This window comes from Kribbella sp. VKM Ac-2569 (genome assembly GCF_004216905.1).
In the GTDB taxonomy this organism is placed as follows: domain Bacteria; phylum Actinomycetota; class Actinomycetes; order Propionibacteriales; family Kribbellaceae; genus Kribbella.
The window spans coordinates 581,316-607,783 of record NZ_SGXJ01000004.1 but is presented as its reverse complement, the minus strand read 5'-3'; the positions used below and the strand labels follow the sequence as shown (position 1 = coordinate 607,783).

General features: G+C 67.6%; 26 protein-coding genes. 10 read left to right on the top strand and 16 right to left on the bottom strand.

Annotation, left to right across the window (positions count from 1 at the left end; all coding sequences use genetic code 11):
• Positions 1-46 precede the first annotated feature (46 nt).
• Together EV649_RS29560 and EV649_RS29555 are read right to left on the bottom strand one after the other, a co-directional pair.
• Positions 47-1,462 carry a S8 family serine peptidase gene (locus EV649_RS29560; RefSeq protein ID WP_157996343.1) on the bottom strand — a complete coding sequence of 472 codons (1,416 nt, stop codon included), beginning with the start codon at positions 1,460-1,462 and terminating at the stop codon, positions 47-49.
• Between the two features lie 200 nt (positions 1,463-1,662).
• A complete protein-coding gene (locus EV649_RS29555; protein ID WP_277875715.1) occupies positions 1,663-2,430 on the bottom strand; it encodes a nitroreductase/quinone reductase family protein in 768 nt (255 codons plus the stop codon).
• 207 nt (positions 2,431-2,637) lie between these two features.
• Between EV649_RS29555 and EV649_RS29550 the strand changes: the two genes are divergently transcribed.
• Complete coding sequence (locus EV649_RS29550) at positions 2,638-3,171, top strand: TetR/AcrR family transcriptional regulator (protein WP_241998797.1); 534 nt, start codon at positions 2,638-2,640, stop codon at positions 3,169-3,171.
• Between the two features lie 261 nt (positions 3,172-3,432).
• Here the strand turns inward: EV649_RS29550 and EV649_RS29545 are convergent, their stop codons facing one another.
• The 4 genes from EV649_RS29545 to EV649_RS29530 all read right to left on the bottom strand — a co-directional run bounded on the left by EV649_RS29545 (position 3,433) and on the right by EV649_RS29530 (position 7,737).
• On the bottom strand, positions 3,433-4,335 hold the full coding sequence (locus EV649_RS29545) for a carbohydrate ABC transporter permease (RefSeq protein WP_130386875.1): 903 nt from the start codon (positions 4,333-4,335) through the stop codon (positions 3,433-3,435).
• Positions 4,328-5,266 (bottom strand): sugar ABC transporter permease, encoded by a 939-nt coding sequence (locus EV649_RS29540; RefSeq protein ID WP_130386874.1) that lies wholly within the window; start codon positions 5,264-5,266, stop codon positions 4,328-4,330. Before EV649_RS29540 ends, EV649_RS29545 begins: the two co-directional genes overlap by 8 nt.
• On the bottom strand, positions 5,263-6,537 hold the full coding sequence (locus EV649_RS29535; protein WP_130386873.1) for an extracellular solute-binding protein: 1,275 nt from the start codon (positions 6,535-6,537) through the stop codon (positions 5,263-5,265). The genes EV649_RS29540 and EV649_RS29535 overlap by 4 nt, the downstream gene beginning before the upstream one ends.
• A 117-nt stretch (positions 6,538-6,654) precedes the next feature.
• Entirely contained in the window at positions 6,655-7,737 is a 1,083-nt protein-coding gene (locus EV649_RS29530; RefSeq protein WP_130386872.1) for a substrate-binding domain-containing protein, read from the bottom strand.
• A gap of 76 nt (positions 7,738-7,813) precedes the next feature.
• Between EV649_RS29530 and EV649_RS29525 the strand changes: the two genes are divergently transcribed.
• Complete coding sequence (locus EV649_RS29525; protein ID WP_241998795.1) at positions 7,814-8,431, top strand: DUF624 domain-containing protein; 618 nt, start codon at positions 7,814-7,816, stop codon at positions 8,429-8,431.
• A 59-nt stretch (positions 8,432-8,490) separates the two neighbouring features.
• A complete protein-coding gene (locus EV649_RS29520; protein ID WP_130386870.1) occupies positions 8,491-9,969 on the top strand; it encodes a DHA2 family efflux MFS transporter permease subunit in 1,479 nt (492 codons plus the stop codon).
• Between the two features lie 48 nt (positions 9,970-10,017).
• Here the strand turns inward: EV649_RS29520 and EV649_RS29515 are convergent, their stop codons facing one another.
• Entirely contained in the window at positions 10,018-10,407 is a 390-nt protein-coding gene (locus EV649_RS29515) for a hypothetical protein (protein ID WP_130386869.1), read from the bottom strand.
• A 147-nt stretch (positions 10,408-10,554) separates the two neighbouring features.
• Between EV649_RS29515 and EV649_RS29510 the strand changes: the two genes are divergently transcribed.
• Complete coding sequence (locus tag EV649_RS29510; protein ID WP_198682758.1) at positions 10,555-13,014, top strand: Tex family protein; 2,460 nt, start codon at positions 10,555-10,557, stop codon at positions 13,012-13,014.
• A 48-nt stretch (positions 13,015-13,062) separates the two neighbouring features.
• Here the strand turns inward: EV649_RS29510 and EV649_RS29505 are convergent, their stop codons facing one another.
• Together EV649_RS29505 and EV649_RS29500 are read right to left on the bottom strand one after the other, a co-directional pair.
• Positions 13,063-13,263, bottom strand: coding sequence for a heavy metal-associated domain-containing protein (locus tag EV649_RS29505; protein WP_130386868.1), 201 nt, complete (start codon positions 13,261-13,263; stop codon positions 13,063-13,065).
• A complete protein-coding gene (locus EV649_RS29500; RefSeq protein WP_130386867.1) occupies positions 13,260-13,640 on the bottom strand; it encodes a nuclear transport factor 2 family protein in 381 nt (126 codons plus the stop codon). The genes EV649_RS29505 and EV649_RS29500 overlap by 4 nt, the downstream gene beginning before the upstream one ends.
• A 37-nt stretch (positions 13,641-13,677) precedes the next feature.
• Here EV649_RS29500 and EV649_RS29495 point away from each other — a divergent pair, with 37 nt between their 5' ends.
• Positions 13,678-14,277, top strand: coding sequence for a TetR/AcrR family transcriptional regulator (locus tag EV649_RS29495; protein ID WP_241998793.1), 600 nt, complete (start codon positions 13,678-13,680; stop codon positions 14,275-14,277).
• Positions 14,278-14,919: 642 nt separating this feature from the next.
• On the opposite strand, the gene EV649_RS29490 is transcribed toward EV649_RS29495, so the two are convergent.
• The 3 genes from EV649_RS29490 to EV649_RS29480 all read right to left on the bottom strand — a co-directional run bounded on the left by EV649_RS29490 (position 14,920) and on the right by EV649_RS29480 (position 18,766).
• Complete coding sequence (locus EV649_RS29490) at positions 14,920-17,139, bottom strand: DUF222 domain-containing protein (protein WP_130386865.1); 2,220 nt, start codon at positions 17,137-17,139, stop codon at positions 14,920-14,922.
• 386 nt (positions 17,140-17,525) lie between these two features.
• Complete coding sequence (locus tag EV649_RS29485; RefSeq protein ID WP_130386864.1) at positions 17,526-18,302, bottom strand: GNAT family N-acetyltransferase; 777 nt, start codon at positions 18,300-18,302, stop codon at positions 17,526-17,528.
• Positions 18,303-18,361: 59 nt separating this feature from the next.
• Complete coding sequence (locus EV649_RS29480; protein ID WP_130386863.1) at positions 18,362-18,766, bottom strand: helix-turn-helix transcriptional regulator; 405 nt, start codon at positions 18,764-18,766, stop codon at positions 18,362-18,364.
• Between the two features lie 62 nt (positions 18,767-18,828).
• On the opposite strand from EV649_RS29480, the gene EV649_RS29475 reads away from it, so the two are divergent.
• Entirely contained in the window at positions 18,829-20,001 is a 1,173-nt protein-coding gene (locus tag EV649_RS29475; RefSeq protein ID WP_157996342.1) for an MFS transporter, read from the top strand.
• Here the strand turns inward: EV649_RS29475 and EV649_RS29470 are convergent.
• Positions 19,988-20,401, bottom strand: coding sequence for a helix-turn-helix domain-containing protein (locus EV649_RS29470; RefSeq protein WP_130386861.1), 414 nt, complete (start codon positions 20,399-20,401; stop codon positions 19,988-19,990). The two genes, EV649_RS29475 and EV649_RS29470, sit on opposite strands and share 14 nt — an antisense overlap.
• A 63-nt stretch (positions 20,402-20,464) precedes the next feature.
• On the opposite strand from EV649_RS29470, the gene EV649_RS29465 reads away from it, so the two are divergent.
• From EV649_RS29465 to EV649_RS29455, 3 genes are all read left to right on the top strand, one after another.
• A complete protein-coding gene (locus EV649_RS29465; RefSeq protein WP_198682757.1) occupies positions 20,465-21,844 on the top strand; it encodes an MFS transporter in 1,380 nt (459 codons plus the stop codon).
• Between the two features lie 276 nt (positions 21,845-22,120).
• Entirely contained in the window at positions 22,121-22,303 is a 183-nt protein-coding gene (locus tag EV649_RS29460; RefSeq protein ID WP_130386859.1) for a hypothetical protein, read from the top strand.
• On the top strand, positions 22,300-22,623 hold the full coding sequence (locus tag EV649_RS29455; protein ID WP_130386858.1) for a hypothetical protein: 324 nt from the start codon (positions 22,300-22,302) through the stop codon (positions 22,621-22,623). The genes EV649_RS29460 and EV649_RS29455 overlap by 4 nt, the downstream gene beginning before the upstream one ends.
• 173 nt (positions 22,624-22,796) lie before the next feature.
• Here the strand turns inward: EV649_RS29455 and EV649_RS29450 are convergent, their stop codons facing one another.
• Together EV649_RS29450 and EV649_RS29445 are read right to left on the bottom strand one after the other, a co-directional pair.
• On the bottom strand, positions 22,797-23,549 hold the full coding sequence (locus EV649_RS29450; RefSeq protein WP_130386857.1) for a hypothetical protein: 753 nt from the start codon (positions 23,547-23,549) through the stop codon (positions 22,797-22,799).
• A gap of 423 nt (positions 23,550-23,972) precedes the next feature.
• Complete coding sequence (locus tag EV649_RS29445) at positions 23,973-24,773, bottom strand: methyltransferase domain-containing protein (RefSeq protein WP_130386856.1); 801 nt, start codon at positions 24,771-24,773, stop codon at positions 23,973-23,975.
• 89 nt (positions 24,774-24,862) lie between these two features.
• On the opposite strand from EV649_RS29445, the gene EV649_RS29440 reads away from it, so the two are divergent.
• Positions 24,863-25,717, top strand: a complete 855-nt coding sequence (locus EV649_RS29440) for an aminoglycoside phosphotransferase family protein (RefSeq protein WP_130386855.1) — start codon at positions 24,863-24,865, stop codon at positions 25,715-25,717.
• Here the strand turns inward: EV649_RS29440 and EV649_RS29435 are convergent.
• Positions 25,701-26,453 carry a phytanoyl-CoA dioxygenase family protein gene (locus tag EV649_RS29435; RefSeq protein ID WP_130386854.1) on the bottom strand — a complete coding sequence of 251 codons (753 nt, stop codon included), beginning with the start codon at positions 26,451-26,453 and terminating at the stop codon, positions 25,701-25,703. The genes EV649_RS29440 and EV649_RS29435 overlap by 17 nt on opposite strands.
• Positions 26,454-26,468: the final 15 nt, after the last annotated feature.

Sequence of the window (26,468 nt, the reverse complement as noted above, 5' to 3'; positions counted from 1 at the left end):
GAGAGCGGCCGGGTCAGAGCGGCCCGGCCGCTCTCGTCTACCTGAATCAGCTCACGGCCTTCAGGGCGTCGACCTCACCCGAGCCGTACCAACTGTTGTGCGCGCTACCTCCCTGGCAGCTCTGCGGTGCGCCGCTGTTCTGCGGGAACGGCGCATAGATGGACAGGTCGGCCGGGCAACTGAGTGCGTTGGTCGACTGTTGAACTCCTGCGGACAGCGCGCCTGGCGACATGTCGCCGTGGGCGCTCAACAGCAGTGCGGCAACACCGGTCGCGTGAGGTCCGGCCATCGACGTACCTTGCAGGTAGCAGTACTTCGCGCCGTTCTCCACCACGGTCAGGTTCGCAGCGCAAATGGTGCCGACACTGGAGAACGTCGAGAGCACGCGCCCACCTCCGGGCTCGACGATCTGCAGCCGCCGGTCGCCACCCGGCGCGGCCACATCGGCGGTCGACGTGCCGTACGACGAGTAGTACGCCTTGAGCCGCTTGCTACCGGTCGCCGTAACGCCCACGACACCAGGCACCTCGACGGGGACCACCGCGCACGCGTTGGTGATGTTGCGCTCGACCTCGGAGTTCGGTGGGAAGTCCGGGCTGATCACGTCGGTCGTCGGGTGCGACAGATCGGTCGCGTCATTGCCCTCCGACGCGACCACCAGAACGCCCTTGGACTGCGCGTAGCCGATGGCCCGGCGTTCGGCGTTCCAGATCGCTCGCTGGCCGGCGTCGTTGCGGCAGTTGAACAGCCACGGGTCGGCGAAGTAGCTGTTGTTGGTGACGTCGACGCCGTGCGTCGCGGCCCAGACGAACGAGCAGATCACCATCTCCGGGAAGAAATACCCGTCGTCGTTGCTGGACTTGATCCCGGCGATCCGCACGTTCGGTGCGACGCCGACGACGCCGGTACCGTTGGCCGCGGCCGCGATGATGCCGGCCGTGTGGGTCCCGTGCCCGCTGACGTCATTGCCCACCGCAAGGTTCTGCGGTGCGCCACTGGAGCAGTCGGTGCTGTTCGCCGCGTCGAAGTTCGGAGCCAGGTCGGGATGCGTGAAGTCCAGGCCGGTGTCGATGTCACCGACGAGGACGGACCGGCTGCCCGGCGTGATCGCGTGCGCCTGTGGCACGTTGATCTGCCGCATGTTCCACTGCGCGCCGGACAGCGAGTCACCCCACGCCGCGAGCGGGGTCGCCCCTGCCGCGTCGCCGGCGGAGATGTCGGGAGCCTTGATGCCGAGGCCGCTGGTGGCCACCGCACTCTCCACCCCCTTGGTGCGACTCATCGCAGCCGCGAACCCGCTCTGCGAGGAGCGGGCGATGACGACACCGATCGCCGAGTAGCTGGCGACGAGCGTGCCGCCGGCGGACGCGACGGCTTGGTCCGCGCCGGTGGTCTTCGCCCCGGCTGTGTACAGGACGACGTACGTCGACTGGACTCCGGTGTCGGCTGATGCCGATGGCAACGTTGTCAGGCTACCGGCGGCGACCAACAGGAAGCTGGTGGCGACGAAACCCTTTCTGCGTAAGACGTAACGGCTCACGGTTCCTCCCCTTGGGATCGATCTTATGGACCTCCGTGTGCCGCGGGCAGGCTCCCCCAAAAGCCACGCTGGCGGTGGCCGGATCATGTTCCAGCGGCCACCGCCAGCGCAATAGCCCAGCCTCAGAGGTAAGGCAGGAGTTCGGCTTCCTCGCGGTCCAGGTGGGCGTTGAGCTGAGCGATCAGCTCGTCCACCTGGTCCAGGACGTTTGCATCGACCAACTGCTCGAGCTCAGCGAGCAGCACTGCGATCTGGTCGTGCTCCTTCTGCAGTACGGCGACCACGTCCGTCAGCTCCGGGTGCTGCTCGACCAGGGCCGGGAACAACCCGGTCGACTCGCCGGTGTGGTGGTAGTGCAGGCCCTGGCACATAGTCAGGCAGTTGATGCGGAGTTGCGCGCCCAGCGTCCCGGACGTCGCGATCTCGTGCCGGATCAGGGCCAGTTCCCGCCGGAACGCAGAGTGGATGGTCTTCAACATCTCAGCAAAAGACCCGCGTGCGGGTGGTCCCGGTTGCTGGACGAGCGCCACAACCGGAATGGTCCGCGTCGTCTGCTTCTGGTACTCGCCCCACCCCGGATCAGCCTCGACGAGTCGCGCGAAGACCTCGTCGCGCTCGGCACCACGCAGTACGACGGCCGTTGCCGGATAGTCGAACAGCCCGAGGTCGACGCTGACCTTCGGATCGGCGAGCAGGTTGTGATACCAGTCCGGGTGCTTCGGACTGCCGCCGGCCGAGCCGACGACGAGGATGCGGTCACCGTCCGGGTAGTACCCGAGGATCGCGGTGCGCGATTGCCCGGTCCGCGCGCCAGTGGTTGTCAGGAGCAACAACCTGGAGTTCTCGAAAGGCCCGCCGACCCGCCCGTCGTTCGCCTTGAACTCCGCAATGAGTTGTGCAGTGAAATCGTTCAGGATTCGCTTCTCTCTGGTGTCGTGAAAGGGTTCGTAGACAGAGAGAAGCGGGCGGCGGGGCCCGCGCGGCGCTCAGCGCGCAGCCGGGGACCCAACTCGTGAATGGCTCAAGGCCGACCCGGCAGTCACGTCCGAGATCGTACCCGGGCCGCAGGGCCAACCCCAACAGGAGACAATGTCTACGTGGCACTGCCCGATCGGCTCGTCCAGGCCGGGGTCGAACTCCTCGAGGAGGACGGCCTTGCCGACCTCACGCTGCGCGCGATCGCCCGCCGTACGGGCGTCTCGCACGGCGCACCGCGGCGCTACTTCCCCACCCACGACGCGCTGCTGGCCGCGATCGCCGCCACCGGACTGCAGGACCTCGCGGCCCGGCTCAAGACGACCGAAGGACCGCCCGAGGAACAATTGGTAGCGGCTGCCAAAAACTACCTGGAGTTCGCCGCCGAACGCCCAGGGATGTTCGACCTGATCTTCCGCCACGACCTGCTGGCCGGCGCCGGCGGCAATCTCCGCGCGACGTCGCTCCCGCTGTTCCAGAACTTCGTCGACCTGGTCGCCCGGATCCACCCCGACGACGCCGGCCTCCGCGCCACCGCCCTGTGGACAAACATCCACGGCCTCGCCACGCTCCGCGCCACCAACGCCCTGGAACTTCTCGGTACGACGGACCTCGAGCCGATCATCCGGTACGTCGTCCACAGCCACGTGCACTGATTGTGTACAGACCGTCGCTGTCCACACGCGGTACGTCGTACTTCCTGCCGTCTTCGGGAAATCATTTCGGGAACCGGCGAAAAATACTCACGAATGCTGTAACGGGCAGCACACTCCGCCGATAAACGGGTGAACGACCCAGCAGGGGGGACCTAGTGGGGAGTTCCGGTGTTTCTTCGGGACCACCGCATGTGGAGGGGCCTCGCAGGTGCTCACCCGGGGCGGGGTGAGCACCTGTTCGAGGATCTGCCCCTGGATCCGCTAGCCCTTGATCCCCACGTTCGCCATTCCTTCGACGAACCGCTTCTGCGCGAACACGAACAGCACGATCATCGGCAGCGTCGCGAGCGCCGTACCGGCCATCAGGTACGGCCACTGGATCTCCGCCGGGTTCTGGGAGAAGATCGCCAGCCCCAGTTGCAGTGGTCGCATCGAGTCGGACGTGGTGATCATCAGCGGCCAGAGGAACCCGTTCCAGGCCGCCTCGATCTGGAACACCGCGATCGTGATCAGGGCCGGCTTGATCAGCGGCGTCATGATCCGCAGGAAGATACCGAACTCCCCGAGCCCGTCCACCCGGGCCGCCTGAGCCAGCTCGTCCGGCAGCGAGACGTAGAACTGCCGGGCAAGGAAGGTGAACAGCGGCGCCGCGCCGAGCGGGATGATCAGGCCCCACCACGAGTTCAGCCAGCCGATCCCGCCGTGGCCGAGGATGTTGTTGCCGCCGAACAGCGGGATCGACTTCACGATCAGGAACAGCGGCACCAGGATGATCTGGAACGGCACCAGCAGCAGCACGATGAAGTAGTTCAGCAGCGATTTCGCCCCGCGCAGCGGCATCTTGGCCAGTGCGTAGCCGGCCATCGTGCACACCACGAGGGTGAACGCGGTCTCACCGACCGCGATGAACAGGCTGTTGCGGAAGTACCGCAGGAACGGCGCGGTCTGCATCGCCTCGCTGAAGTTGCGCCAGCGCAGTTCGCTCGGCAGCCAGCCGAACTTCGCGATCTCCAGGTTGCTCTTGAACGCGGTCAGCAGCATCCAGACGAACGGCGTGATCATCAGGACCGCGCCGACCGTCAGCACGACGTACAACAGGACCCGGCCCGGCCGGAGTGCCGACGGCTTGGCGGAACCGATCGCCGGCAACGTAGCGCTAGTCATTGGCATCCGCCTTCTGGAGCAGGCGCCCGACCCCGATGAACACCGCGATCACGATCATCATGATCACGGTCTCGGCGGACGCGTAGCCGAGTTTCAGGTCCTGGAACGCGTTCTGATAGATGTCCATCACGAGTACGCGGGTCTCCGACCCCGGACCGCCCTGCGTCATCACGTAGACCAGGTCGAACACCTGGAAGGTGCCCACGATCGACGTGATCAGGACGAAGAACTGCACCGGGCCGATCGCCGGCCAGGTCACGTTCGCGAACTTCTGCCAGCGGTTGGCGCCGTCGATCTCGGACGACTCGAGCAGGTCGCGGGAGACGCCCTGCAGCGCGGCCAGGTAGATGATCACCTTGGTCCCGAGCCCCTGCCAGATGCCGACCACCATCAGCGACGGCAGCGCGGTCGCCGGGTCGGCCAGCCAACGGTTCGGCGCGAACCCGAACAGGCTGAGGAACCCGTTCGCCAACCCGGAGCCCGGGTTGTAGATCCACAGCCAGATGGTCGCCACCGCGACCGTCGCGGTGACGGTCGGGATGTAGAACGCGGTCCGGAAGAAGCTCAGGCCGCGGATCTTCTGGTTCAGCCCGATCGCGACCGCGAGCGAGATCGCCATCGAGATCGGGATCACCACGATCGCGTAGAGCACCGTGTGCCACAACGACGCCTGGAAGTCGACGTCGCGGAACAGGTCGGCGTAGTTGCCGAACCCGACCCAGGCCCAGGTGTCACCGAAGCTGTAGTTGGTCAGGCTGAGGACGAGAACCGCGATCACCGGGATCACGATGAAGATGCCGGAGTGCAGCAGCGCCGGCGCGAGCAGCGCCCAACCGGTCCGGATCTGGCTCTTCAGCAGGGTCCGGCTGTCCTTGGACGCAGACACCTTCCGGGGCGTGCCGAGTGCTGGACGTTCAAGAGTTGTACTCATCGCGACTGTCCTGCCAGGTTGTGCAGCACCTTGGCGGGGTCCTTCTGTCCGAGGACCGCCTGGGTGAGCTGGATGTCGAAGTTGCCGCGCATCTCGAGCCAGTTGGCCGGCACTTCGTTCTCGTTGACCGCGTAGACCAGGCCGTCGGCGACGAACTGGCTCAACGGGTTCGACTTCGCCTGGGGCGAGTTGCTCGCGTCCTTGTAGGCCGGGATCTTCTTGTTCAGCTTGGCGATCGCGTCCAGCGTGGTCGGCTTGGTCAGCGTCTGGATGAAGCCCCAGGCCGCGTCCTTGTGCCGGCTGCGCGACCCGATCGACGCCAGGTCGCCGCCGACGTACTCGATCTGCTTGCCGCTGTCGAAGCGGAAGAACTCCAGGTCGTCGCAGTTCTTCTGCCCGATGCCGTCGGCGGAGCAGTCGACGCCGCCGTTGACGATGCCCATCGCGGCCTCACCAGTGAGCACGAGCGGTTGCTGGGCGGCGTTCGTCTGGCCGTACGGCTGGACGTTGTTGATCATCGACTTGATCCACAGCAGCGTGTCCAGGCCGGCCTTGTTGTCGAAGTTCGGCTCGCCGCCGACGTAGAGCGGCGTACCGGTCGAGGCCAGGAAGGTGGTGAAGGACTGCCGGAACCCGGTCGCCGAGGCGAGGTCGAACCCGCTGCGGGTGACGTTGCCGTCCTTGTCCCGCTTGGTCAGCTTCTCGGCCGCGACCTTGAGCTCGGCGAGCGACTTCGGCGGCTTCGACGGGTCCAGGCCCGCTTCGCGGAAGGCGCTCTTGCGCAGCGCGACCGCACGGGCGTCCGCGATCAGCGGGTACGCGTACAGCTTCTTGTCGTACGTCACCGCCGGGATCAGCGCCGGCGTGCTCTTCTCCTTGATGACGTCCGGTGTCACGCCGTACTTGCCGAGGTCCTCGAAGATGTTCTTCGACGCGAACGGCTGGACCCAGCCGACGCCGGTGACCATCACGTCGTACGGGATGCCCGCTGCGATCGAGGTGGACATCTTCTCGTTCAGATTCTTGTACGTCGCGAAGTCCGGCTCGACCTTCATCTTCGGATAGGTCTTGTGGAAGTCGTCGACGACCTTCTGGAACGCCTCCTTGCCCTTGGTACTGGGCGGGAACGACGGCAGCAGCACCCGCAAGGTCCCGGTCGCCTCGGCCGGCGGTACGCCGTCCGTGCTCTTGTCGATCACCCCGTTGCCACAACTACTGACCACGACGCTGAGCGCAGCGGCCAGCAGGGTCAGTCCCACTCCACGTCTCACAGGGGTACTCCTTCGCTGACTGTTTCGGCCGGGGCTCGTGACCCCACCCGAGTGCAGCGAAAGTATGGGAAAGGGCTTTCCTCGTCAATACCTCGTCGCTCGAATGATCACATTCGATCAGAACCGGAACGCGGCGAGGTTCTGTTCCGTCGTGGCGGTCCCGCAGGAGGTGCGGATGTTGAGCGTGGGAAGCAGGCTGAGGTGCTGGACGGGCATCGACGGCGACTGGAGTTTGCGGAGCAACAGGTCGCAGGCGGTTTCGCCGAGAGCACGCCGCGGCGGGCAGACCGCGGTGAGCGGGACGACGGCCAGCGCGGCGGTGACGTCGTTGTAGGCGATGACGGCCAGGTCCTCGGGGACGCGGAGGCCGAGTTCCATCGCGCGCTCGACCAGGCGGGCGCCGTGCTCGTCGGAGTGGACCAGTACGGCGCGACTCCCGAACGACTCGCACTCGGCGAGGAACGCGTCCAGCTGCGCGACCGCGCCGGGGTCGTCGCCGCGCATCGGCAGGTCGACCGGCGAGAGGAACACCTCGACGCCGAGCGCCTTCGCGGCCGACTCGATCCCCCGGCGCAGCCAGTACGCCGTGACCGTGGCCTGCAGGTTGATCGCGATCCGGCGATGCCCGAGCGCCACGAAGTGCCGCAGCGCCAGCATCGCGCCGTACGCGTGATCGGTGCGGACGTGGTCGTACTCGCGGGCCACCTGGGGAAACCCGAACGCGCGCTCCATCAGCACGACCGGTACGTCGATGTCGTCCAGCCGCGCGTCGAGCCGGTCCGCGTCGCCGTCCCCGAGCGCGGTGCTGATCATCAGCCCGGCGACCCCGATCCCGAGCACCTTGTCGAGCCGCTCCCGCTCGGTCGCCACGTCGTACCCGGAGACGCCGAGGACCAGGCGCGCGCCGTACCGGTCGGCCATCGCCTCGGCGCCGCGGATCACGTCGGAGTAGTACGACGTCGCGCTCGGTACGACGATGCCGATCGTCAGGCGGCTCCCGTGCGTCCCCTGGTCGGCGGTCCCGGTGCCGATCGCGCCGCCGTGCACCCGGCGGAGCAGACCGGCTGAGTCCAGTTCGGCCAGGTCCCGGCGTACTGTGATCGCGGAGACGCCCAGCTCGGCGACCAGGTCGGCCACCCGGAGCCGGCCGTGCCGGCGCAGGCTACGCAGGATCAGCTCGTGGCGCTCCTGTGCAAGCATGCAGCCCCCTGGTCTCTACGTGATTGTTCGTGATCATACGATCAGGACCCGCCCGTACGGAACGAGGAGACGATCGGTGGAGAAGGCCAACCGGACGAGCAGCGTGCTGTCGAGGCTCGCGGTCGTCGGCGACCTGCTGATGCTGCAACTGGTCTTCGTGGTGATCAGCCTGGGCATCCTGACCCTGTTTCCGGCCGCGTTCGCGATGCAGCGGGTGGTCCCGGACGCGATCAGCCAGGAGAAGCCGAAGCTGATGCGGAGGTTCTTCAAGGAGTTCCGCTGGGCGATGAAGCGGTTCTGGCTGCCCGCGTTCGGTCTGTGGGTCGGCGCAGTCCTGCTGGCCTTCGGACTCTCTTTCTGGGCGAACGCGCACGGTCCGGCGCGGATCTTCGCGCTCGCCGTCCTGATCCCGCTCACCGGAATGATCCTGGGGCTGTACCTGAGCGGGCTGGCGATCCTGCCCGCGGCGCCGGAGACCTCCACGGTCAAGTCGCTGTTCCGGTCCGCGAACCTGTTCCTGCTGCGCCGACCGCTCCCGGTGGCCGGCGCAGTCGTCGTACTGCTCACCTGGTTCGCGCTGTCGTCCGTGGTGCCGACACTGCTTCTTGTCGGGTCCGGACTGGTCCCGGCGCTCACGGCGTACGCGCTCTCACGACCGCCTCGCGAAAAAACTTCTGAAGACGTGTCAATCTGATCCCTCCTGGTTCGACGTAGAGGTGTAAGGCCACTACGACGAACTACAAGGAGACCGGAATGTACGCGACGACCGACACCCTGGCGACTGCGCCGGCTGCGCAGGGCGGCCGCTCGCGCCGGCTGGCGCTCTACACCCTCTGCGCGGGCATGTTGATGATCGTGCTCGACGTGACCGTGGTGAACGTGGCCCTCCCGGCCATCCAGGACGACCTGGGCTTCACGAGCTCCTCCCTCGCGTGGGTGGTGAACGCCTACCTGATCGCGTTCGGCGGCCTCCTGCTGCTGGCCGGTCGGCTCGGCGACCTCCTCGGTCGGCGGAACGTCTTCGTCGCCGGACTGGTTGTTTTCACCGCCGCCTCTGTGCTCTGCGGTCTGGCTGGGTCGCAGGAGGTGCTGGTCATCGCCCGGTTCATCCAGGGTGTTGGCGGCGCACTGACCTCCGCAGTGATCCTGGGCATGATCGTGACGCTGTTCCCCGAGCCGCGGGAGCAGGCCAAGGCGATCGGCATGTACGCGTTCGTCGCGTCCGCCGGTGGGTCGATCGGCCTGCTGGCAGGCGGCGTACTGACGCAGGCGATCAGCTGGCACTGGATCTTCTTCGTGAACCTGCCGATCGGCGTGCTGACCGTCGTACTGGCCGTGAAGCTGATCGAGAAGGACAAAGGCCTGGGGATCGGCAAGGGCACCGATGTACCTGGCGCGGTGCTGATCACCGCAGCACTGATGGTCGGCGTGTTCACCATCGTCAAGCCGGCCGCTGAGCTCGGCTGGACCGCTCCGCGGACGCTGGTGCTGACTGCGGTGACGCTGGTGCTGCTGGCCGGATTCATCGTCCGCGAGGCGACCGCCGCCAACCCGCTGGTGCCGCTGCGGATCTTCCGCTCCCGCACCCTGACCGGCGCCAACCTGATCCAGGCACTGTCCGCCTCCGGGATGTTCGGCATCTTTTTCCTCGGCTCGCTGTACCTGCAGCGCGTGCTCGGGTACGACGCTCTGGAGATCGGACTGGCGTTCCTGCCGACCACCGTGGTGATGGGGCTGCTGTCGGTGAGGTACTCCGAGAAGCTGGTGATGCGCTTCGGCCCGCGCCGCCCGCTGATCGTCGGACTGGTGCTGATCGTGGTCGGACTGGCCCTGTTCACGCAGGCCCCGGTCGGTGGCAACTACGTTGTCCACGTCCTGCCGGTACTGGCGCTGCTGGGTCTGGGCGGCGGCATCTGCTTCCCGGCTCTGATGGGCCTGTCGATGTCGGACGTGAAGCCCGAGGACGCCGGTCTGGCTTCCGGCCTCATCGGCACCATGGGCGAGGTCGGCGCCGCCCTCGGCCTGGCCGTCCTGGCGACGCTGTCCGCGACCCGCACCGCCTCGGTCGCCGACACCAAGCCCGCCCTGGACGCCCTGACCGACGGCTACCACCTGTCCTTCGCCATCGCCGCCGTGATCGTCGCCGCCGCAGTAGCCATCGCCGTCACGGTCATGAGGCCTGCTAAGCAGGGTGAGGTCGTCGAAGAGGAACTCGCCCTAGAAGCTGCGTGACCGACGTACACCGAACTCCCCGAGACCACCGTGGTCTCGGGGAGTTCGTTATTCCCGGGCGCCCCGACGACGCCGGAACAAATGGCTGACGAGGACGAGGACCAGAGCGAGCGCGAGAGCGATGAGGGCGCTTGGTCTGCGGTCGAGAACGTCTGTCAGGAGCACGAAGGCCCCACAAGCCACCAGCAGGAACATGAAGACGTAGCCGAGCAGTGGGTACTTCCGCTCGAGGGCCGACACCCAGGCCGGGAAGGCCTTCGGCGCGACGCCCGTCGGGAGCATCAGAACCGTGGCGAAGGTGGCCGTCAGGATGTTCTCCAAGGTCGGTCCATGGACGGCTTGGACGACGAGAAGCAGCGGCACTACCAGGCTGACCACCCGCAGCAGGACGGGTGGCGGCTTGAACATGCGCTCGACGTACCTGCTGGTTCGGCCCATCTGATCCCTCCCGATGGTGATGATCGCACGGGTTGTCCACAGGTGGATGAGATGCGAGTTTCGGGGTGGAGGGTGGGATGGGGAAGGATATGGGTCCTGGCCGGGGCAGAATGCTCGGCGGTTGTTGGGCGTAGAGGGGAATCGGACGTGGTGGTGCAGTCGATCGAGCAGCGGATCGCCGGCGAGCTGGAGGTCGGTGAGAACCAGGTGCGGGCAGCGGTGGCGCTGCTGGACGAGGGATCGACGGTCCCGTTCATCGCGCGATACCGCAAAGAGGTCACCGGGATGCTGGACGATGCCCAGCTGCGCACCCTCGAGGAGCGCCTGCGGTACCTGCGGGAGCTCGAGGAGCGGCGGCAGACCGTGCTCGACTCGATCGAGAGCCAGGGCAAGCTCGACGACGCCCTGAAGGCGTCGATCCTGGAGGCCGACACCAAGTCGCGGCTCGAGGACATCTACCTCCCGTTCAAGCCCAAGCGCCGTACCAAGGCGATGATCGCCCGCGAGAACGGCCTCGAGCCGCTCGCCGACGGGCTGATGGCCGACCCCGACGTCGAGCCGATCGCCGCCGCCGCGGTGTTCGTGAACGCCGAGGTCCCGGACCCGCAGGCCGCACTCGACGGCGCCCGGGCAATCCTCGTCGAGCGGTTCGCCGAGGACGCCGACCTGATCGGCTCGTTGCGGGAGCGACTGTGGGAGCAGGGGCGGTTGGCCTCCGCCGTCCGTGAGGGCAAAGAGACGGACGGGGCGAAGTTCTCGGACTACTTCGAGTTCGACGAGCCGTTCACGAAGATGCCGTCGCACCGGATCCTCGCGCTGTTCCGCGGCGAGAAGGAAGACGTGCTGACAATCACCATCGAGCCCTTGCCCGCGGGCGTGGAGGTCGACGGACCGACGGAGTACGAGACCACCATCGCCCGCAAGGTCGGCGTCGAGAACCAGGGCCGCCCGGCCGACAAGTGGCTCGTGGAGACGGTCCGCTGGGCATGGCGGACGAAGATCCTGGTGCACCTCGGCATCGACCTGCGGATGCGGTTGCGGCAGGTCGCCGAGGACGAGGCGATCCGGGTGTTCGCGGCCAACCTGCGCGATCTGCTGCTGGCCGCCCCGGCCGGCACCCGCGCCACGATGGGCCTCGACCCGGGCTTCCGCACCGGCGTGAAGGTCGCCGTCGTGGACGCGACCGGCAAGGTCGTCAACACCGGCGTCATCTATCCGCACGTCCCGCAGAACCAGTGGGACAAGTCGATCGCCACCCTCGCGGCTTTGGCGGCCGCGCACGACGTACAGCTGATTGCTATCGGCAACGGTACGGCGTCGCGCGAGACTGACAAGCTGGCGGCCGAGCTGATCGCCAAGCACCCAGAACTCAAGCTCACCAAGGCCGTCGTCTCCGAGGCCGGCGCGTCCGTCTACTCCGCGTCGGCGTTCGCGTCCCAGGAACTGCCCGGGATGGACGTCTCGCTGCGCGGCGCGGTCTCGATCGCCCGCCGACTGCAGGACCCGCTGGCCGAGCTGGTGAAGATCGACCCGAAGTCGATCGGCGTCGGCCAGTACCAGCACGACCTCCCGGAGAACTCCCTGTCCCGCTCGCTCGACGCGGTCGTCGAGGACTGTGTGAACGCGGTCGGCGTCGACCTGAACACGGCGTCCGCGCCGCTGCTCACCCGGGTCTCCGGCATCACGCCCGGCCTGGCGGACAACATCGTGCAGCACCGTGACGTCAACGGCCCGTTCGCGTCGCGTACGGCGCTGAAGGACGTGGCACGCCTCGGGCCGAAGGCGTTCGAGCAGGCGGCCGGGTTCCTCCGGATCCCCGAGGGCGACGACCCGCTCGACGCGTCCAGCGTGCACCCGGAGTCGTATCCCGTCGTACGGCGGATCCTCGACGCGACCGGTTCGGACCTGAAGGCGCTGATCGGATCGGCGGAGCTGAAGCGGCTGAAGGCGGCGGACTTCGTCGACGACATGTTCGGTCTGCCGACGGTGACCGACATCCTGGCCGAGCTCGAGAAGCCGGGCCGGGACCCGCGGCCGGCCTTCAAGACCGCGGTGTTCGCCGAGGGTGTGGACAAGATCGCGGACCTGAAGCCGGGGATGAAGCTGGAGGGCCAGGTCACGAACGTGGCCGCGTTCGGTGCGTTCATCGACATCGGTGTGCACCAGGACGGGTTGGCGCACGTGTCGGCGTTGTCGAAGACCTTCGTGAAGGACCCGCGCGAGGTGGTCAAGCCGGGCGACATCGTGATGGTGAAGGTGCTCGAGGTCGACATCCCGCGCCAGCGGATCTCCCTCACGCTGCGCCTGGACGACGAGCTCGGCTCAGGCGGACGCCAAGCGGGCGGCCAGGGCCGTGGACAAGGTGGCGGCCAAGGCGGTCAGGGCGGCGGTCGGGGGCGTGGGTCCGGCGGGCCAGGCGGTCAGGGTCGCGGTCCTGGAGGGTCCGGCGGTCAGGGCGGTCAGGGGCGTGGGTCTGGCGGCTCGGGTGGTCAGGGTGGTCGTGGTGGCAACCGGGGGTCCGGTGGTCGTGGCAACCAGACCGAGACCCCGATGGACGAGACCTCTCTCGCCGACGCCTTCCGCAAGGCCGGCTTCACTGTCCGCTGACGCCGAGGGGGTGACGACCGCTCCGACGTACAGTCGGAATGCGTCTCGTCACCCCTCGACCTCGTAGCCGGCCGCCTCCACAGCGGTTCGGATCGCGGTTGGGTCGACGGGCCGATCGGTGACCAGGGCAACCATTCCGGTCGGCAGATCCACCCTGACCGACTCCACACCGGGCAGCGTCTCGAGCTCCTCGGTGACGAACCCGACGCAGTGGCTGCAGGTCATACCCAGCACCCGGAACGTCGTCATGACGCGCTCACGTCCCGGGTCGCCTGCGTCGTACGGCGCATTCGACCGTCGGGCGCCAACTCGCCGAACAGGTACACCTCGGTCGCGATCTTCCGCCCGCGCCGCAACTCCGCGTGGATCGTGAACCGCGCAGCGACCCGGTCGCTCGTACGGATCGCCTCGTGTACGTCGTACGAGCAGGAAACCACGTTCTTCCGCACCGGGCGGAGGTGATCGATCAGCCGCTGCCGGTCGAGCGTGATGCCATCGGCGATCTGCTCGATGTCTGGCGTGTAGTACTTGTCCACGACCGCCACAGCGTCGCCGCCCGCAACGACCTCCCGTGTGAACGACTCGAAGAAGTCCGCGACGAACTCCCGTGCGCTTAAATCTGACATGCTGTCAAAGATAAGCAGATCCACTAACCTTGACAAGGTGTCAGAGATCAAGCCGGTACGACGCCGGCGCCGAGCGGACGCGGACCGAAGCCGGGCGGCGATCCTGGCCGCGGCGATCGTCCTCCTCGACGAGCAGCCCGACGCCAGCCTGGAACGGATCGCCGAGGCGGCCCACGTCACCAGACAGACCGTGTACGCGCACTTCTCGTCCCGCGACGTACTGCTGAACGCCGCCCTCGACGAACTCACAGCCGAGACGCTGGAGGCGATCGACGCCCTCGACCTCGATCAAGGACCGGCCCTCGGCAACGTACTACGCCTCATCGACCTGGCCTGGCGAACGTTCGAACGCCACCCACTCCTGCTACACCTACCGCACACCAGCACCCCCAACACGCCGCAGCCCGGCACCCACGACGAGCGCCACGACCCGGTAGCGGACCGCCTAGAGCGCCTGATCCGCCGCGGTCAACGCGCCGGCGAGATCACCCGCGACCTCCCCGCCCACTGGCTGGTCACCACCCTCATCACCCTCGGCCACGCCGCCGGCGAATCCGTAGCCACCGGCCGCCTCACCACCCGAACCGCCAACAAGACCCTCCACACAACCATCACCCGCCTCCTACAACCGACCTAGAAGCCGCACGCAAACCTGCCCCACCCCACTCCGCCCAGCCCCACACCCCGTTCGCCTTGCGCGACGCCGCCCGCCCCGGCCGGCCTCACGCCGACCCGTCACGCTGCCCGGTGCGGTCCTACCCCGCGTCAGGCCCGTCCGCATCAGGTCGCTCCGCGTCACGCCGGACGGCGTCGGTGCTCTCGTGGTTGGGCACACGCCAAGCGCCGGCTCTAGACGCGCCGTTCGGCTAGCGACGTACCGATGGTCGCCGGTGTCGGCGTACCGGAGCGCCATCCCGCGTCGCGCCGGGACGGCAGCATCGAGCGAGTACACCGTCGCTGATCTATCTGGCACCGAAACCCGACCGCGGCTCGCGGACCGCTCCGGCGCCGACGGCACGTGCGGCCCGGCTCGACCTCGAAGCGCCCGGATGTGGATCGTGATCGACGGCAGCACACCTCGACCCTGCAGATGTTGGGTTGGCCCCGCTTTGGCGAGTCGGACAAGACTGCCCACAGATCAGCCCGACAAGACTCGAGCTGCAATCGCACGAGCTCGCGGCACCAACTCGTCGCAACCACGCCACCTATCCGGGTCTGGCTCAGTGGCTCGTTGAGGTCTGCGCTGTGACTCAGCTGGGCGCGGCGACCCGGGAGAGACTCACGGGTCGATTCGATGGGTGCCGGTGGGGTCGACGTGGAAGATGAACCCGTGGGGCGTGGTCCATTCGAGTGTCTTGTTGTCGATCCGGCGCACGCTCCATCCGCGCGCGTGGGTCTTCACCCGGTGCCCGAACCTGCCGAGCGGCGCGAGATTCGTGGTGCTCGTCTGCCCGGTTGGTCCGTGCGGGTCGTATGGCTCGATGTGGTCCAGGTCAATCGCGTTGGTGGTCTCGCGAGTGCCGTACGGGAACAGTTCGGCCGGGTGCATCAGCTTGACGCGTTCACGAATCCAGGTCGGGATCTCGTACGCGTCGACGCTCTTGGCGTCGTTGAGGTCGATGACCGGCTTCACCGTGTACGGGCCGTAACCGACGAGTTCGGTGAGCTGAGCCGCGAGCAGTGGCCCGATGGTTTCGGCGCGCAGCACGCCGCAGCCAGTGGCCAGGGTGTGGTCGGTGAGGTGTACGACGACCTCGGTCTGTCCCGGACGTACCTGTCCTGCACGCGCCCGCCGTGGACGCACCTGTCCCTTGGTCCCGTCATCCTGTCGTGCCGGAGTCACCGCGCACTCGAGCTCGGCTGAACTGCCCGGATCACTTGAACTTCCCAGGTCATGCGGACTGCGCGGGTTATGTGAGCTGCCCGGGTGAGCAGGGGCGCCTGGGTCACGTGAGTTGCCCGGGTGGGCAGGAGCACCTGGGTTGCGTGGCCTATTCGGTTGGGCTGGGGTGCCTGGGTCGGGCTGGCCGTTCTGGGCGTTGGGGTTGCCGGGATGGGCGGGGTAGCTCGGGTTGGCGTAGGCGTCTTGCTTGATTTGCGCGAGCCGGACGCGGAGTGCCCGCAGCGCGGCAGGATCCATCGCCGAGCCCTGGTCGGGTTCGGTCCGTGGGTCCGCGGGACCGGGTGGTGTTCGCCGGTCATACGGGTCAGTTGGTGGGTCGGGGTCGTAGGGCGCTGCGGCTTCCAGCCATGGATCGTCTGGCGGACCCGCCGGCTCCACCAGTTCGAGCGACCCCGGACGTTCCAGCGAGTCCGATGGCTCGAGCGGGACCGCTGGTTCGAGCGGACCTGCTGACTCCAGCGGGTCCGCTGGCTCAAGCAGGTCTGGTAGGCGTCGGGCGCCGGGAAGCGGCAGGTCGAGGGGGCTGGTGTGCGTCCCGTCCCCGCCGCTCTCAGTAACCGGCAACACCGCCTCGCCCGGTACCACCACGTCATCCAGCGGGGCCGCATCGTTCGGCATCCCGCCGCTGGGCACCACCGGATCCTGAACCACCGAGTCGTCCTGCACCACCCTGTTCTTCGGCACCACCGCGTCGTTCGGCGCCGTCGGCTTGTTCGGCGCCGTCGGGTTGTTCGGCATTGTGGGGGTGCTGGGTTCGTGGTTGGTGGCTGGCTCGGGTTCGGTGGAGCTGGTTGCCGGGTCCGGCGGGTCGGTCTGGGGTTGGATGCGGGCTTGGGCGAGGAGTTCTTGGGTGAAGGCGGGGTCGGAGAGGATGTCGATGGCGTCGGCGCGGCGGTGCTGGAACGGGCGGGTGTCGCCGAACTTCTTGAGGGCTTCGGCGATGTCGGTGATGGTGGTGTTGCACCGGTTGACCGCGCCGGCGGGGGCCTTGATGTAGATGGTCTTGTTGCCGTGACCGTCACCGCGCCCGATATAGACACCGCGGTCGTCGGCCGCCTCGGCCGCTTCAGCCGCGGCGCGGGCCGGGTCGGCGTGTTTGCGGGCCGCGCGGACGATCTTCTCCAGCCGGTACGGCGAGATGCTGTCGACGATCGCGGCGACCTTGCGGTCGACGTACTCGGCGGCGGCATGGTCGAGGTTCATACACGCCCGCACAATCTGGCGGGCCTTCCACGGAGTGGCCTCGCCGGCCTGGATCCGGGCCCAGGTCAGGGGGAACCGGTGCCGCAACGCCAACGCGTCGGCGAGCAGGTCGCGGCCGACGCCGGGCGAGACCCCGACCACGACGGCGAACTCGGCGATCGCGAACTCGGCGATCTCCGGACAGCCCTCGCCACCCAGGACGACGGCGCGTTCGCGGCCGTCACAGGCGCGGCGGGTGGGGCGGGGTTCACACACGGAGGGGTGGAAGCGGTCGGCGTAGATCTGGGCGGATTCCAGCAGCCGCGCGTCGGCCCGGCTGGCCACCGTGCGGCACTCCGCGGCCTGCTCCAGCAGGTCCCGGGTGGGCAGCGACTCCAGATCTTCCTCGAACATACGTTCGATTCTATGCCAGGCGAACTGGGTGGGGCAAGTTGATGGCGGCCGGTTTGCCCTTATCCACAAGGGGAAACGTCACACGATCAACCTACCAAGAAACGTGTATGCGGGGCCGATAGCTATATCGAGGCGCTGATTGCGAAGACGTGGTCGGCGTGCGCGAAAAGGTCGGGGCAGTGGAGGTCGGTCTGGAGCGACCGGCGCAGCTCAGGTACCTGGCCGTAGAGGACGTACCGGCAGCCCTTGGTGTTTCGCTCCTGTGGCCGGCGACCGAGGCGTGTTCGGTGGGGTGCGGTTGACGGATTCTGGAGGGCTGGCGCAGCTGGGGGGCCGGAGCCAGCCCGGACCGTCCTCGGCAACAATCTCCGCCCGTACCGCCAAGATCAGCGCATGTCGGCCAGATGACCGCCGGGGTCGCCGAGGTGTACGGCCGTTGCCCTAGGCCCGTATCCCAGCCGCCGGTACACCCGGTCCGCACCGTCATCCCCCGGCGTCAGCCAGGCAAGCGTCACCCCGCCCAGTTCGAACGCCTTCAACGTCGCGTACGCCGTCGCAATGCCACCGAACCCGCGCCGTCGACGACTGTGAATCGTCCCGACCCCAGCAACCTCGGACACCCCGTCAGCGACCGCCGTCCACGCGGCAGTCGCGACCGGTACGTCGTCGGCGTACACGAGAACTGCCCCACCATCAAAAGGATCCGGCTTGAACGCGAAGCCGGCGGTATCCATCTCGTACGCCTCCGCCGACACCGCGTTCGCGACCTCCTGACCCTCGTCCGACGCCACGACGCGCACCGTCACGCCGTCCGGCAGCTCGGGCACGATGAGGCCGTCCGGTTCGACGACGAGCAACGGCAGGCGGGATACGAGCGTCATCCCGTTCGCCGCGAGCGCCTCGGCCAGACCGGGGTTTGCCTCCTCGACCACTTCAGCGCTCAGCCAGCGCCCTTCGGCAGCGAAGGCTTGGCGGATCGTGTCGAGCGCCCACGGGAGGTCGTCCGGCGAGAACGGCTGACCAGGTTCGGCCGCGAGCAGGCCGGACAGGTACCAGTCGTCCTTGTCGTGCAGCAGACCAGCGAGAGGCCCCGCGACCACCTGACGTTTCGATCGCGCGGCTCCGGTCAGTTGAGCCGCGGCGATCCGCGCACCGATCTCCATGACCGCGACCCTACGGCGCTTCGATCACCACGCGCGACCGAGATCACCGCACGACCGGGTCAGGCGAGCTGGAGCAGGTCGAGAAGGCGGCTCAGGTCAGCGGGTCCCGGCGGACGGCCCAGCAGTACGGCGAGCGCGTCAAGCGTCGCAATCAACTCCCGCCGGGTAGCGGCTCGAGACCTTCCGCCAGCCACCGCGGCGAGAACCCTGTCGACCCGCTCGGAACCCGCCACCAGTTCGGCGCCGACCGACGGCGAGGGTATCGGAGCCTCATCGCCGATGCGTACGTCGAGCCGCGCCCCGAGCGCAGTCGCGAGCCGATCCAGAGCGGCGATCGTGGGATTGCCGCGCCCGTTCTCCAGGTTCGCGATGTACGGCACGGACAGGCCGGCGTCGACGGCGACCGACGCGATCGTCCGCCCGGCCGCCTTCCGCCGGTCGCGCAGGACGTCACCAAGCTCCATACAACCTATCTTCACAGAACACTCTTGCCGTTGTCTATCTCGACAAGATAGATTCCGGCGGCGTGAGGGACTTTCGGCGACTCTGGTTCAGCGGCGCGATCTCAGGGATCGGGTCCTGGCTCCTGGTGGTCGCGATTCCGTTCCACGTGTTCGCGTTGACCGGGTCGGCGGTGGCAACCGGGCTGACCTTGGCACTCGAGGCCCTTCCGGCACTCCTCATCGGCCCGTGGGCCGGCGTACTGCTGGACCGTTGGAACCTGGCCCGGGCGATGTGGATCGCCGATCTCGTCAGCGCAGCGGCCGTCGGGCTGATCCTGTTCGCCGACCGCGACCACCTCTGGTGGATCTACCTCGCGATTCTGCTCGAGAACACCGCAACGACGGTGTTCCGTCCGGCCGCTCGCGCATTGCTACCGGCCGTCGTCGGAACGGGCAAAGAACTGGCCACCGCGAACGCGATCAACGCCGTCACCGGCAGCGCGATCCGCCTGGCCGCGCCACCGCTAGGCGCATTGCTACTGGCCGGCCCCGGGATCAAGTTCGTGCTCGCCGTCGACGTCGTCAGCTACTTGTTGTCAGCAGCAACCATCGCGACGGTCCGCACCCGCCGGCACGCGGCCACCAACCCACCACCGCGCCCACTGGAAGGTCTCCGGGCCGCCATAAACCATCGCGCCCTGCGCGGCATCCTGATCGGCCAGACGGCCTTCCTCACCGCCAACGCCGGCCTGACGGCCCTCCTCGTACCGTTCACCGTCGACCGCCTGGAAGCGCCCGGGTACGTCGTTGGCTACCTGATCTCCGGCCTCGGCGCCGGGTACCTGATCGGCGCCGCCCTGAGCACGAGAGCCGCCCGCCTCCTGGGAATCCGCGAGCTCCTCACCCTGACCCAACTAGCCACAGCCGCAGCGTTCTTCGGGCTATTCAACGCCCCGAACATCCCGATCGCGATCGTCGCCGCGGCCCTCATCGGCCTCCCCGGCAGCATCCTCCTCATCACCGCCGAGACCACGATCCAGCGCACCGCCCCACTAGAAGCACTCGCGAGCGTGGGCGCGATCTTCTTCGCCGCCGACTCCCTCGCACTGCTGATCGGTGCGCTAGCCGCACCCGCGGCGACGATTGCGCTCGGTCTGCCCGTCACGCTCAACGTCATCGCGGGACTCGCTGTCTGCGCCGCCGGCCTCACGATGCTCGTCGTACCAAAGCATCCAGCAAGCTTCACAAGGAGCTGAGCGCGTCGTACCTGGCCCGCGCGGTGGCGATCTCCGACTGATGGGTCTCCGTCCAGGTAACGAGCGACTGGATCGTCGCGTGCAGCGTGACGCCGAGCGGGGTGAGCTCGTAGTCGACGCGCGGCGGCACGACCGGGTGAACGGTCCGGCTGACCAGGCCGTCACGTTCCAACTGGCGCAGCGTCACCGTGAGCATCCGCTGACTGATGCCGTCGATCGTCTTCTTCAGCTCGGTGAACCGCATACACCGGTTGTCCAGGAGCGCGATCACCAGCAGGGACCACTTGTCGCCGATCCGGTCCAGGATCTGGCGTACGTCGCAGTCCTCCCGCGTGTCCCACTGGAACGCGTCCTCGGTGCAGCAGGAGTGACTCAGTTCCTCTGAAGTGCCTTCTTCCACAATTCCTCATGGTTCCTGATGATGGGGTCAGTTACAAGAGGTAACCATGAGAGGGAGTCTCACGTGTCATCAACCGTCACCCCGGAGCGGCTGACCGGCCGCGCCTGGGCCGTTCTGTTCGTTCTCTGCGGCGCGATCTTCCTGGAAGGCATCGACGTCTCGATGATGGGCGTCGCCCTGCCCTCCATCCGGGCCGAGCTCGGCCTGACCACCGGCGAACTGCAATGGATCGTCAGCGCCTACGCCCTGAGCTACGGCGGGTTCGTGCTGCTCGGCGGCCGCGCCGCCGACCTGCTCGGCCGGCGCCGGATGTTCGTCGGCTGGCTGGTGGTGTTCCTGCTGTTCAGCGGCCTCGGAGGGTTTGCCACCGAAGGCTGGGTACTGATCCTGGCCCGCTTCGTCACCGGGATCGCGGCCGCGTTCATGACTCCGGCCGGCTTGTCGATCATCACGACGACCTACCCAGAGGGACCACAACGCAACAAGGCCTTGCTGGTGTACGCCGGGACCGCGGCCGGCGGATTCTCGCTGGGCATGGTCACGGGCGGACTGCTCACCGCGATCGACTGGCGATGGGTGTTCTTCGCGCCGGTGATCGTCTCGGCCGTGATCCTGGCCGGCGCCGTCGCGCTGATCCCCCGGGACACCATTAGGGCCAAACAAGAAGCGGGCTTCGACCTGGCCGGGGCCTTCACTCTGACCGGTTCGATGTTGTTGCTAGTGGCAACGGTAGTGCGGGCGCCCGACGTACCGGCGGCACAGACAGTGGCAACTGCTGCTGCCGGGCTGATGTTGCTTGGGGCCTTCGTGACGATCGAGCGGCGGGTCACCACGCCGCTGATCAGGCTCGGACTCTTGCGGAACCCCGCCCTGATCCGTGCGAATCTCGGCGCGATCCTCCTGGTCGGATCGTTCGTCGGGTTCCAGTTCATCGCCGTGCTCTATCTGCAGGAATTGCTTGCCTGGTCCGAACTGGAAACCGGACTAGCCCTCATGGTGATCGGCATCGACGCCGTACTCGCCCCGACCCTCACGCCATGGCTGGTGACCCGATTCGGCAACGGCCGCGTGGTGTTGGGCGGGTTCGTGCTGGCCGCCTTCGCCTACACGGCATTCCTGCCGCTGGGAACGAAGTTCGCGGCGATGCTTCCGGCGTTCCTGCTGCTCGGCCTCGCGTTCGCGCTCGCCTATGGGCCGTTGACGATCGCTGCGACCGAGCGAGTCGCCGAGGACGAGCAGGGACTGGCGAGCGGCGTACTGACGACGTCGTTCCAGTTCGGATCCGCACTCGGGCTGGCCGCAGTGGCGGCGGTTCTGGCGGCGGGCGACGAGCTGACCGCCGGCGAATTCCGCACCGGACTCGCGGTACCTCTGGCGGCCGCTGTGCTCGGTGTTGTGGTGGCTTGCATTCCGGTGCGTGAGCGGACCGGTGCAAACAGTTAGTAGGATATCCAGATTCCTTTGGCGGTCGAACAATTCGCGACGCCGAATCGTTATCTGCAAATAGCTGCAAACATTCTTGACAGAGTTTCCGGTCCGCCTGACGATCCGGCTGAGAGGGCGTTGACCTGCGCGTTCGTAGGGTTTCCCTACTCTGCGTTAGGCCTCTGTAAAGGTCCCTACCAAAGTGTTCCGAAGGTGCCCGTCGGTGAGGTGTTCTTTATCTCAACGCCGGACAAAGCCGTTCGGCCGACGATCGAGACTGCCGAAGGAACTGCGATGACCGAGACGCTGGAGACCCCCACAACGCACCGTCGCGTGCGGGTCTGGTTCGGCGCTCACCCGATCGCGGATCACACCGCCATGGCGGAGCAGGCAGTGCAGTACGAGGAAGCCATGCGCCGCCGGTTCGCGTCCCTCCGGGTGACGAGCGAGCCGGTGCTGGTGGACGCAGAGCGATGACTACCCGGCCGACGCTGCTCGGGTACGTACGGGCCGACGCGCTGAGTTGCGCCGAGGAGCTGGCCGCGGCGACCGATTCACTCGTCGCCTTCGCCAGCGCCGAGGGGTTCACCCTCGGAACCGTCTACACCGAGCGCGATTCGGCCGAGTCCGCGGCATTCCACGCACTGCTCGACGAGGTGAAGCGGTCCGACGTCCACGCTGTCGTCGTACCGACCATGAACCACCTCGGGTTCGGCAGCCCCGGCGACACTCCGGCGGCGATGCGGCAGCACCTCGAGTTCCACCAGGCGCACGTCTGGGCGGCCGACTCGAGATAACTCCACACAGGCAAGCGGAGCTGACGTCTTGACCCCTGCATCGGCGTCGGTTCCGCTCTCCACCTCCACAGCTGCACCGGGGATGCCCGGGCGGTAGTGGACCACCAAGGCCCCACCGGCTGCTACCGGTGGGGCCTTGTGCATGCTCAAGCGCCGTACCTGGCCAAGCACCGTCAAGCGACGATCTTGTACCCGTACCGCTTCATCACCCCGGCGACCGCGGTGTTGAAGATCCCGGTCACCTCGAGCTTGAAGTGCAGCTGCACCTTCCGGATCACCCGCTGGAAATGCAGGTGCCAAGGTACGCCGGCCGGCGGCACCGTCTCGGCCTTCGTGATCGCACCGACCCGCGGGTGCGCCGCCCAGGCGATCACCCGGGCCCGGTCCGCGCCCCACACGCCGGTCATGGCGTCGTGCGTCCGCGCGTGCTCCATCGCGGCCAGCGAGATCGTCGAGTCCGGCACCGGCTCCTTCGGCGGGTGTGCCTTCAGGTACAGCTCCCAGGTCATCCCGTAGTACCCGGGCGGTCCGTCGTCCGGGCCGCGGTTGGCCAGCCCGTTCCGCTTCCGGTGGTACTCCGCCACCTGATGCGCGGCGCCGCGGGACAGGTCCTTGTCGCCGACCGCGATCGCGTGCACGTGGTACGGCCAGTTGCCCTGCGCGGGCGTCCGTAACCAGGCGGCGAACCCGACCTGCCGGAGCGCCTTCACCACCGCGACCCGCTGCGCGGCGCTCTTCGTCCGTACGTCGACGTCGACCGCGCCGCCGCCGTCGTGAGTGCCGGCGGAGGCGTCCACGCCGCCGGCGTTGTACGACCCCTGCAGGATCGCGAACTTCGAGTGGTACAGCTGCTCCGCGGCCTCGGCCATCGCCACGGTGCGCTTGTTCATCGTGAAGCCGCGCCAGGAAATCCTTGCCTCAGGCATCTTTCCCACCGGCCTCGGCCCCGAGGATCCGCTCCGCGTCCTCGGCCGCGCCGAGCGCCTCCAGTTCGTCCAGCTGCTCTTCGGTCAACTCTTCGTCGAACACTTCCGGCATTGCTGTTCCTTCCCCCTGGGCATCCGCGCACCGACCCCGGGTGCGCGAAAATCGCGAACCAGCCTAGGCCGCTGTCAGGTCAGGTACTACCGGCGAAGGTTTGAGGAATGTGAAGTTTTCCGTCCGAACCGCGTGCCGGGGTGTGTGCGAAACCGCGAAGTGGGGTACCTGTAGGTGGTCCCGCGGTTCGGTCAGTGCCATTCGGGCATGGGTGGTGTTCACCGAGCCGCGAGTTCTCCCACTGAGGGGCGGGAGAACGACCGGCCCGGCGGGTGTGTCTCTCCCAGGATGCGCCCGCCGGGGTCCGAAACTCAGAGCGCCGACGCGACGAACAAGTACCTGTTCAGGCTGAAGAAGTAGCTCGTGCCGAGACCGCGCAGATCGTCAGCCCAGGCCCGCGCCTCCTCCTGCGTCACGCCGGCATGACCGGGGACGAAATCGGACACGATGTCGATTAAGCCGCCGCTGTACGTGTGCTGGTCGTACGCCGTGTTGAGGATCGGCACCACCTGCTGATGCGTCGGGGTGAAACCGGTCTTCGCCAGTACGTCGGCCAACGTCCGGGGCAGATGCGGATCCGCCAGATGATCCTCGAACGCGGTCAGCACCCGCGCCATCCGCTCCTCGTCGCTCGATCGCCACACCACCGAACCCCAGTCCGTGTCCAGCAGTACGACGCGACCCGCCGGCCGGAGCACGCGTCGTACCTCGTCCAGCGCGGCCACGACGTCGTCGACGTACTCGAAGACCTGCGTGGACACCACCACGTCGAAGCTCTCCGCCGGGTGCGGGATCCGCGCGACCGAGCCGAGTTCGAGCTCGAGGCCCGGTCCGCCAGGGACGTCGGCGCGGGTCCGGGCGATCGCCAGCATGCTCTCGCTGACGTCGATCCCGCAGATCCGCCCGTTCGGCCCCACCTCGCCGGCCATCTCCGCGGCCAGCAGTCCCGGCCCGAAACCGACATCCAGCACCCGGTCGCCGGGCCGCAACGCCAGCGCCGCCCGCACCGCCCGCCGTTGCTCAACCACGTCAGATGTGGTGTAGACCGCCTCGATCTGCCGGGAAACCCCCGCGTCGAACTGCAACCCGTCCTGGTCAACCTCTCCGCCCATGCCCAACATCATGATCCTCGATCGCCCCGCCGGGGAGGGCATTTGCAAATCGGATGAATGCCCCGGGTTGCCCCGGCTACGGTGACCGGATGATCGAGTTGCCCGAGGAGTTCCTGCGGATGCCACGGTGGTGGACCGAGGGCGCGGACTGGCTCCGGGACCTCCCGATGGCAGTCGAGCGGCAGTGCCAACGGTGGGATCTGACCGTGGTGGGAGCGGTTGCACACGGGTCGAACGCGGTCGTCGTACCGGTGACGCGCGGCGGTGAGGAGTTCGTACTGCGGATGTCGCCGCCCGGAGCGGAGGTGGCAGAGCAGACCTGGGCGCTCCGATGGTGGGCAGGTCGGGGCATGGCCCAGCTGTACGACGTCGACGTCGAGGCCGGCGCGATGTTGCTGGAGCGGTTGTCCACACCGTTGACGACCCGGCCGGTCGACGAGGCGGTCGCCGTACTCGGGCAGCTGATGCGCAGACTCGCCGTACCCGCGCCGGACGACGCGCGATCGACCGCGGACATCGTGACCACGCGATCGGCGCAGCTGGAGCCCGAGTGGGAGCGACTCGGCCGGCCGTTCGACGCCGCGATCCTGCGCGAGGCGCTCGACGTCGCGCCGTCCGAGACCACCTCGACGCTCGCGGTCAACGGCGACTTCCACTCCGGTCAGGTGCTCGCCGGGCAACGGGAGGAGTGGCTGACCGTCGACCCGGTGCTGTTCCGCGGGGACATCGAGTACGACCTCGGCCGGGTCCTGTGGTGGGACCTCGACAAGATGGACGACATCGTCCGGTACTTCGACATCGCGGTCCGGGAAGCGGGTCTCGATCGGGACCGGGCGCGTGACTGGGTGCTGTGGCGGACCGTGGACTACTGGTTGTACGGACTCGGCGTTGGATTGACCGAGGACCCGGTGCGGTGCGCGCGATTGGTCACTGACCTGTCCTAGACGACGCAGCCCAGATGAACCGGCTGCGCATCATCCGAGGGGTGTCGGCCGCGTTCGGTGCGATCGAGTGCAGGATCCACGGATGGGTCAGGTACACGTCGCCGGCCTGACCGGTGAGCTCGACGACGCGGACCGGGAGCCCGTCGAGATCGGTCGGCTCCATCGGGTCCACCGTGCGCTGCTCCGACGTCAGGTTGCGGAACCACGGATCCGACCGCAGCACCTGCTCGCGAACCGTCTTGAACTCGCGCTCGTCCGTCGTGGTCAAGAACCGCTCGATCACCTTGTGCGAGCCCGCGACCTGCGGAGTCCCGCCGCCACCCGGCTCGACATCGCCGTACAACGCCCAGATCTTCACAGCTCCGGTCTCGCTCTCGAATCCGACGTCCGTGTGCCATTGCTGATACGGCACGGCCCACGGCACGCCCTCCGGCATCGTGACCAGCACCTGTCCCTGGTGCTTCGGCTCGACCCATTCGCCGAGCAACCCGTCGAGCACCGACCGCACCCGCGGGCCGAGAATCGCGTGGGCGCGTCGATCGAGCTTGGTGGTCTTCAGACCGGTCGGTCGCAACGGCGTCCAGGTCGAACGATCGTCGCGATCCATGTCGTGCCGCGCGGACAGCTCGTTCCAGAGCACGTCCCGCATCCCCGCGGCCTCGTCGGAGGTGAACGCGGACGGGATCTTCACGATCCCGTCGCGCTCGAAAACGTCCAGCTCTTCGGTAGTGAGCATGTTCCATCCTGCGCA

Coding starts and splice junctions, on each gene's coding strand:
- EV649_RS29540 (WP_130386874.1), bottom strand. CDS start 5,266: ATGAGTACAACTCTTGAACGTCCAGCACTCGGCACGCCCCGGAAGGTG.
- EV649_RS29520 (WP_130386870.1), top strand. CDS start 8,491: ATGTACGCGACGACCGACACCCTGGCGACTGCGCCGGCTGCGCAGGGC.
- EV649_RS29515 (WP_130386869.1), bottom strand. CDS start 10,407: ATGGGCCGAACCAGCAGGTACGTCGAGCGCATGTTCAAGCCGCCACCC.
- EV649_RS29490 (WP_130386865.1), bottom strand. CDS start 17,139: ATGTTCGAGGAAGATCTGGAGTCGCTGCCCACCCGGGACCTGCTGGAG.
- EV649_RS29445 (WP_130386856.1), bottom strand. CDS start 24,773: ATGGGCGGAGAGGTTGACCAGGACGGGTTGCAGTTCGACGCGGGGGTT.
- EV649_RS29435 (WP_130386854.1), bottom strand. CDS start 26,453: ATGCTCACTACCGAAGAGCTGGACGTTTTCGAGCGCGACGGGATCGTG.
- EV649_RS29450 (WP_130386857.1), bottom strand. CDS start 23,549: ATGCCTGAGGCAAGGATTTCCTGGCGCGGCTTCACGATGAACAAGCGC.
- EV649_RS29530 (WP_130386872.1), bottom strand. CDS start 7,737: ATGCTTGCACAGGAGCGCCACGAGCTGATCCTGCGTAGCCTGCGCCGG.
- EV649_RS29480 (WP_130386863.1), bottom strand. CDS start 18,766: ATGGAGCTTGGTGACGTCCTGCGCGACCGGCGGAAGGCGGCCGGGCGG.
- EV649_RS29505 (WP_130386868.1), bottom strand. CDS start 13,263: ATGACGACGTTCCGGGTGCTGGGTATGACCTGCAGCCACTGCGTCGGG.
- EV649_RS29485 (WP_130386864.1), bottom strand. CDS start 18,302: ATGGAGATCGGTGCGCGGATCGCCGCGGCTCAACTGACCGGAGCCGCG.
- EV649_RS29455 (WP_130386858.1), top strand. CDS start 22,300: ATGACTACCCGGCCGACGCTGCTCGGGTACGTACGGGCCGACGCGCTG.
- EV649_RS29440 (WP_130386855.1), top strand. CDS start 24,863: ATGATCGAGTTGCCCGAGGAGTTCCTGCGGATGCCACGGTGGTGGACC.
- EV649_RS29460 (WP_130386859.1), top strand. CDS start 22,121: ATGACCGAGACGCTGGAGACCCCCACAACGCACCGTCGCGTGCGGGTC.
- EV649_RS29500 (WP_130386867.1), bottom strand. CDS start 13,640: ATGTCAGATTTAAGCGCACGGGAGTTCGTCGCGGACTTCTTCGAGTCG.
- EV649_RS29545 (WP_130386875.1), bottom strand. CDS start 4,335: ATGACTAGCGCTACGTTGCCGGCGATCGGTTCCGCCAAGCCGTCGGCA.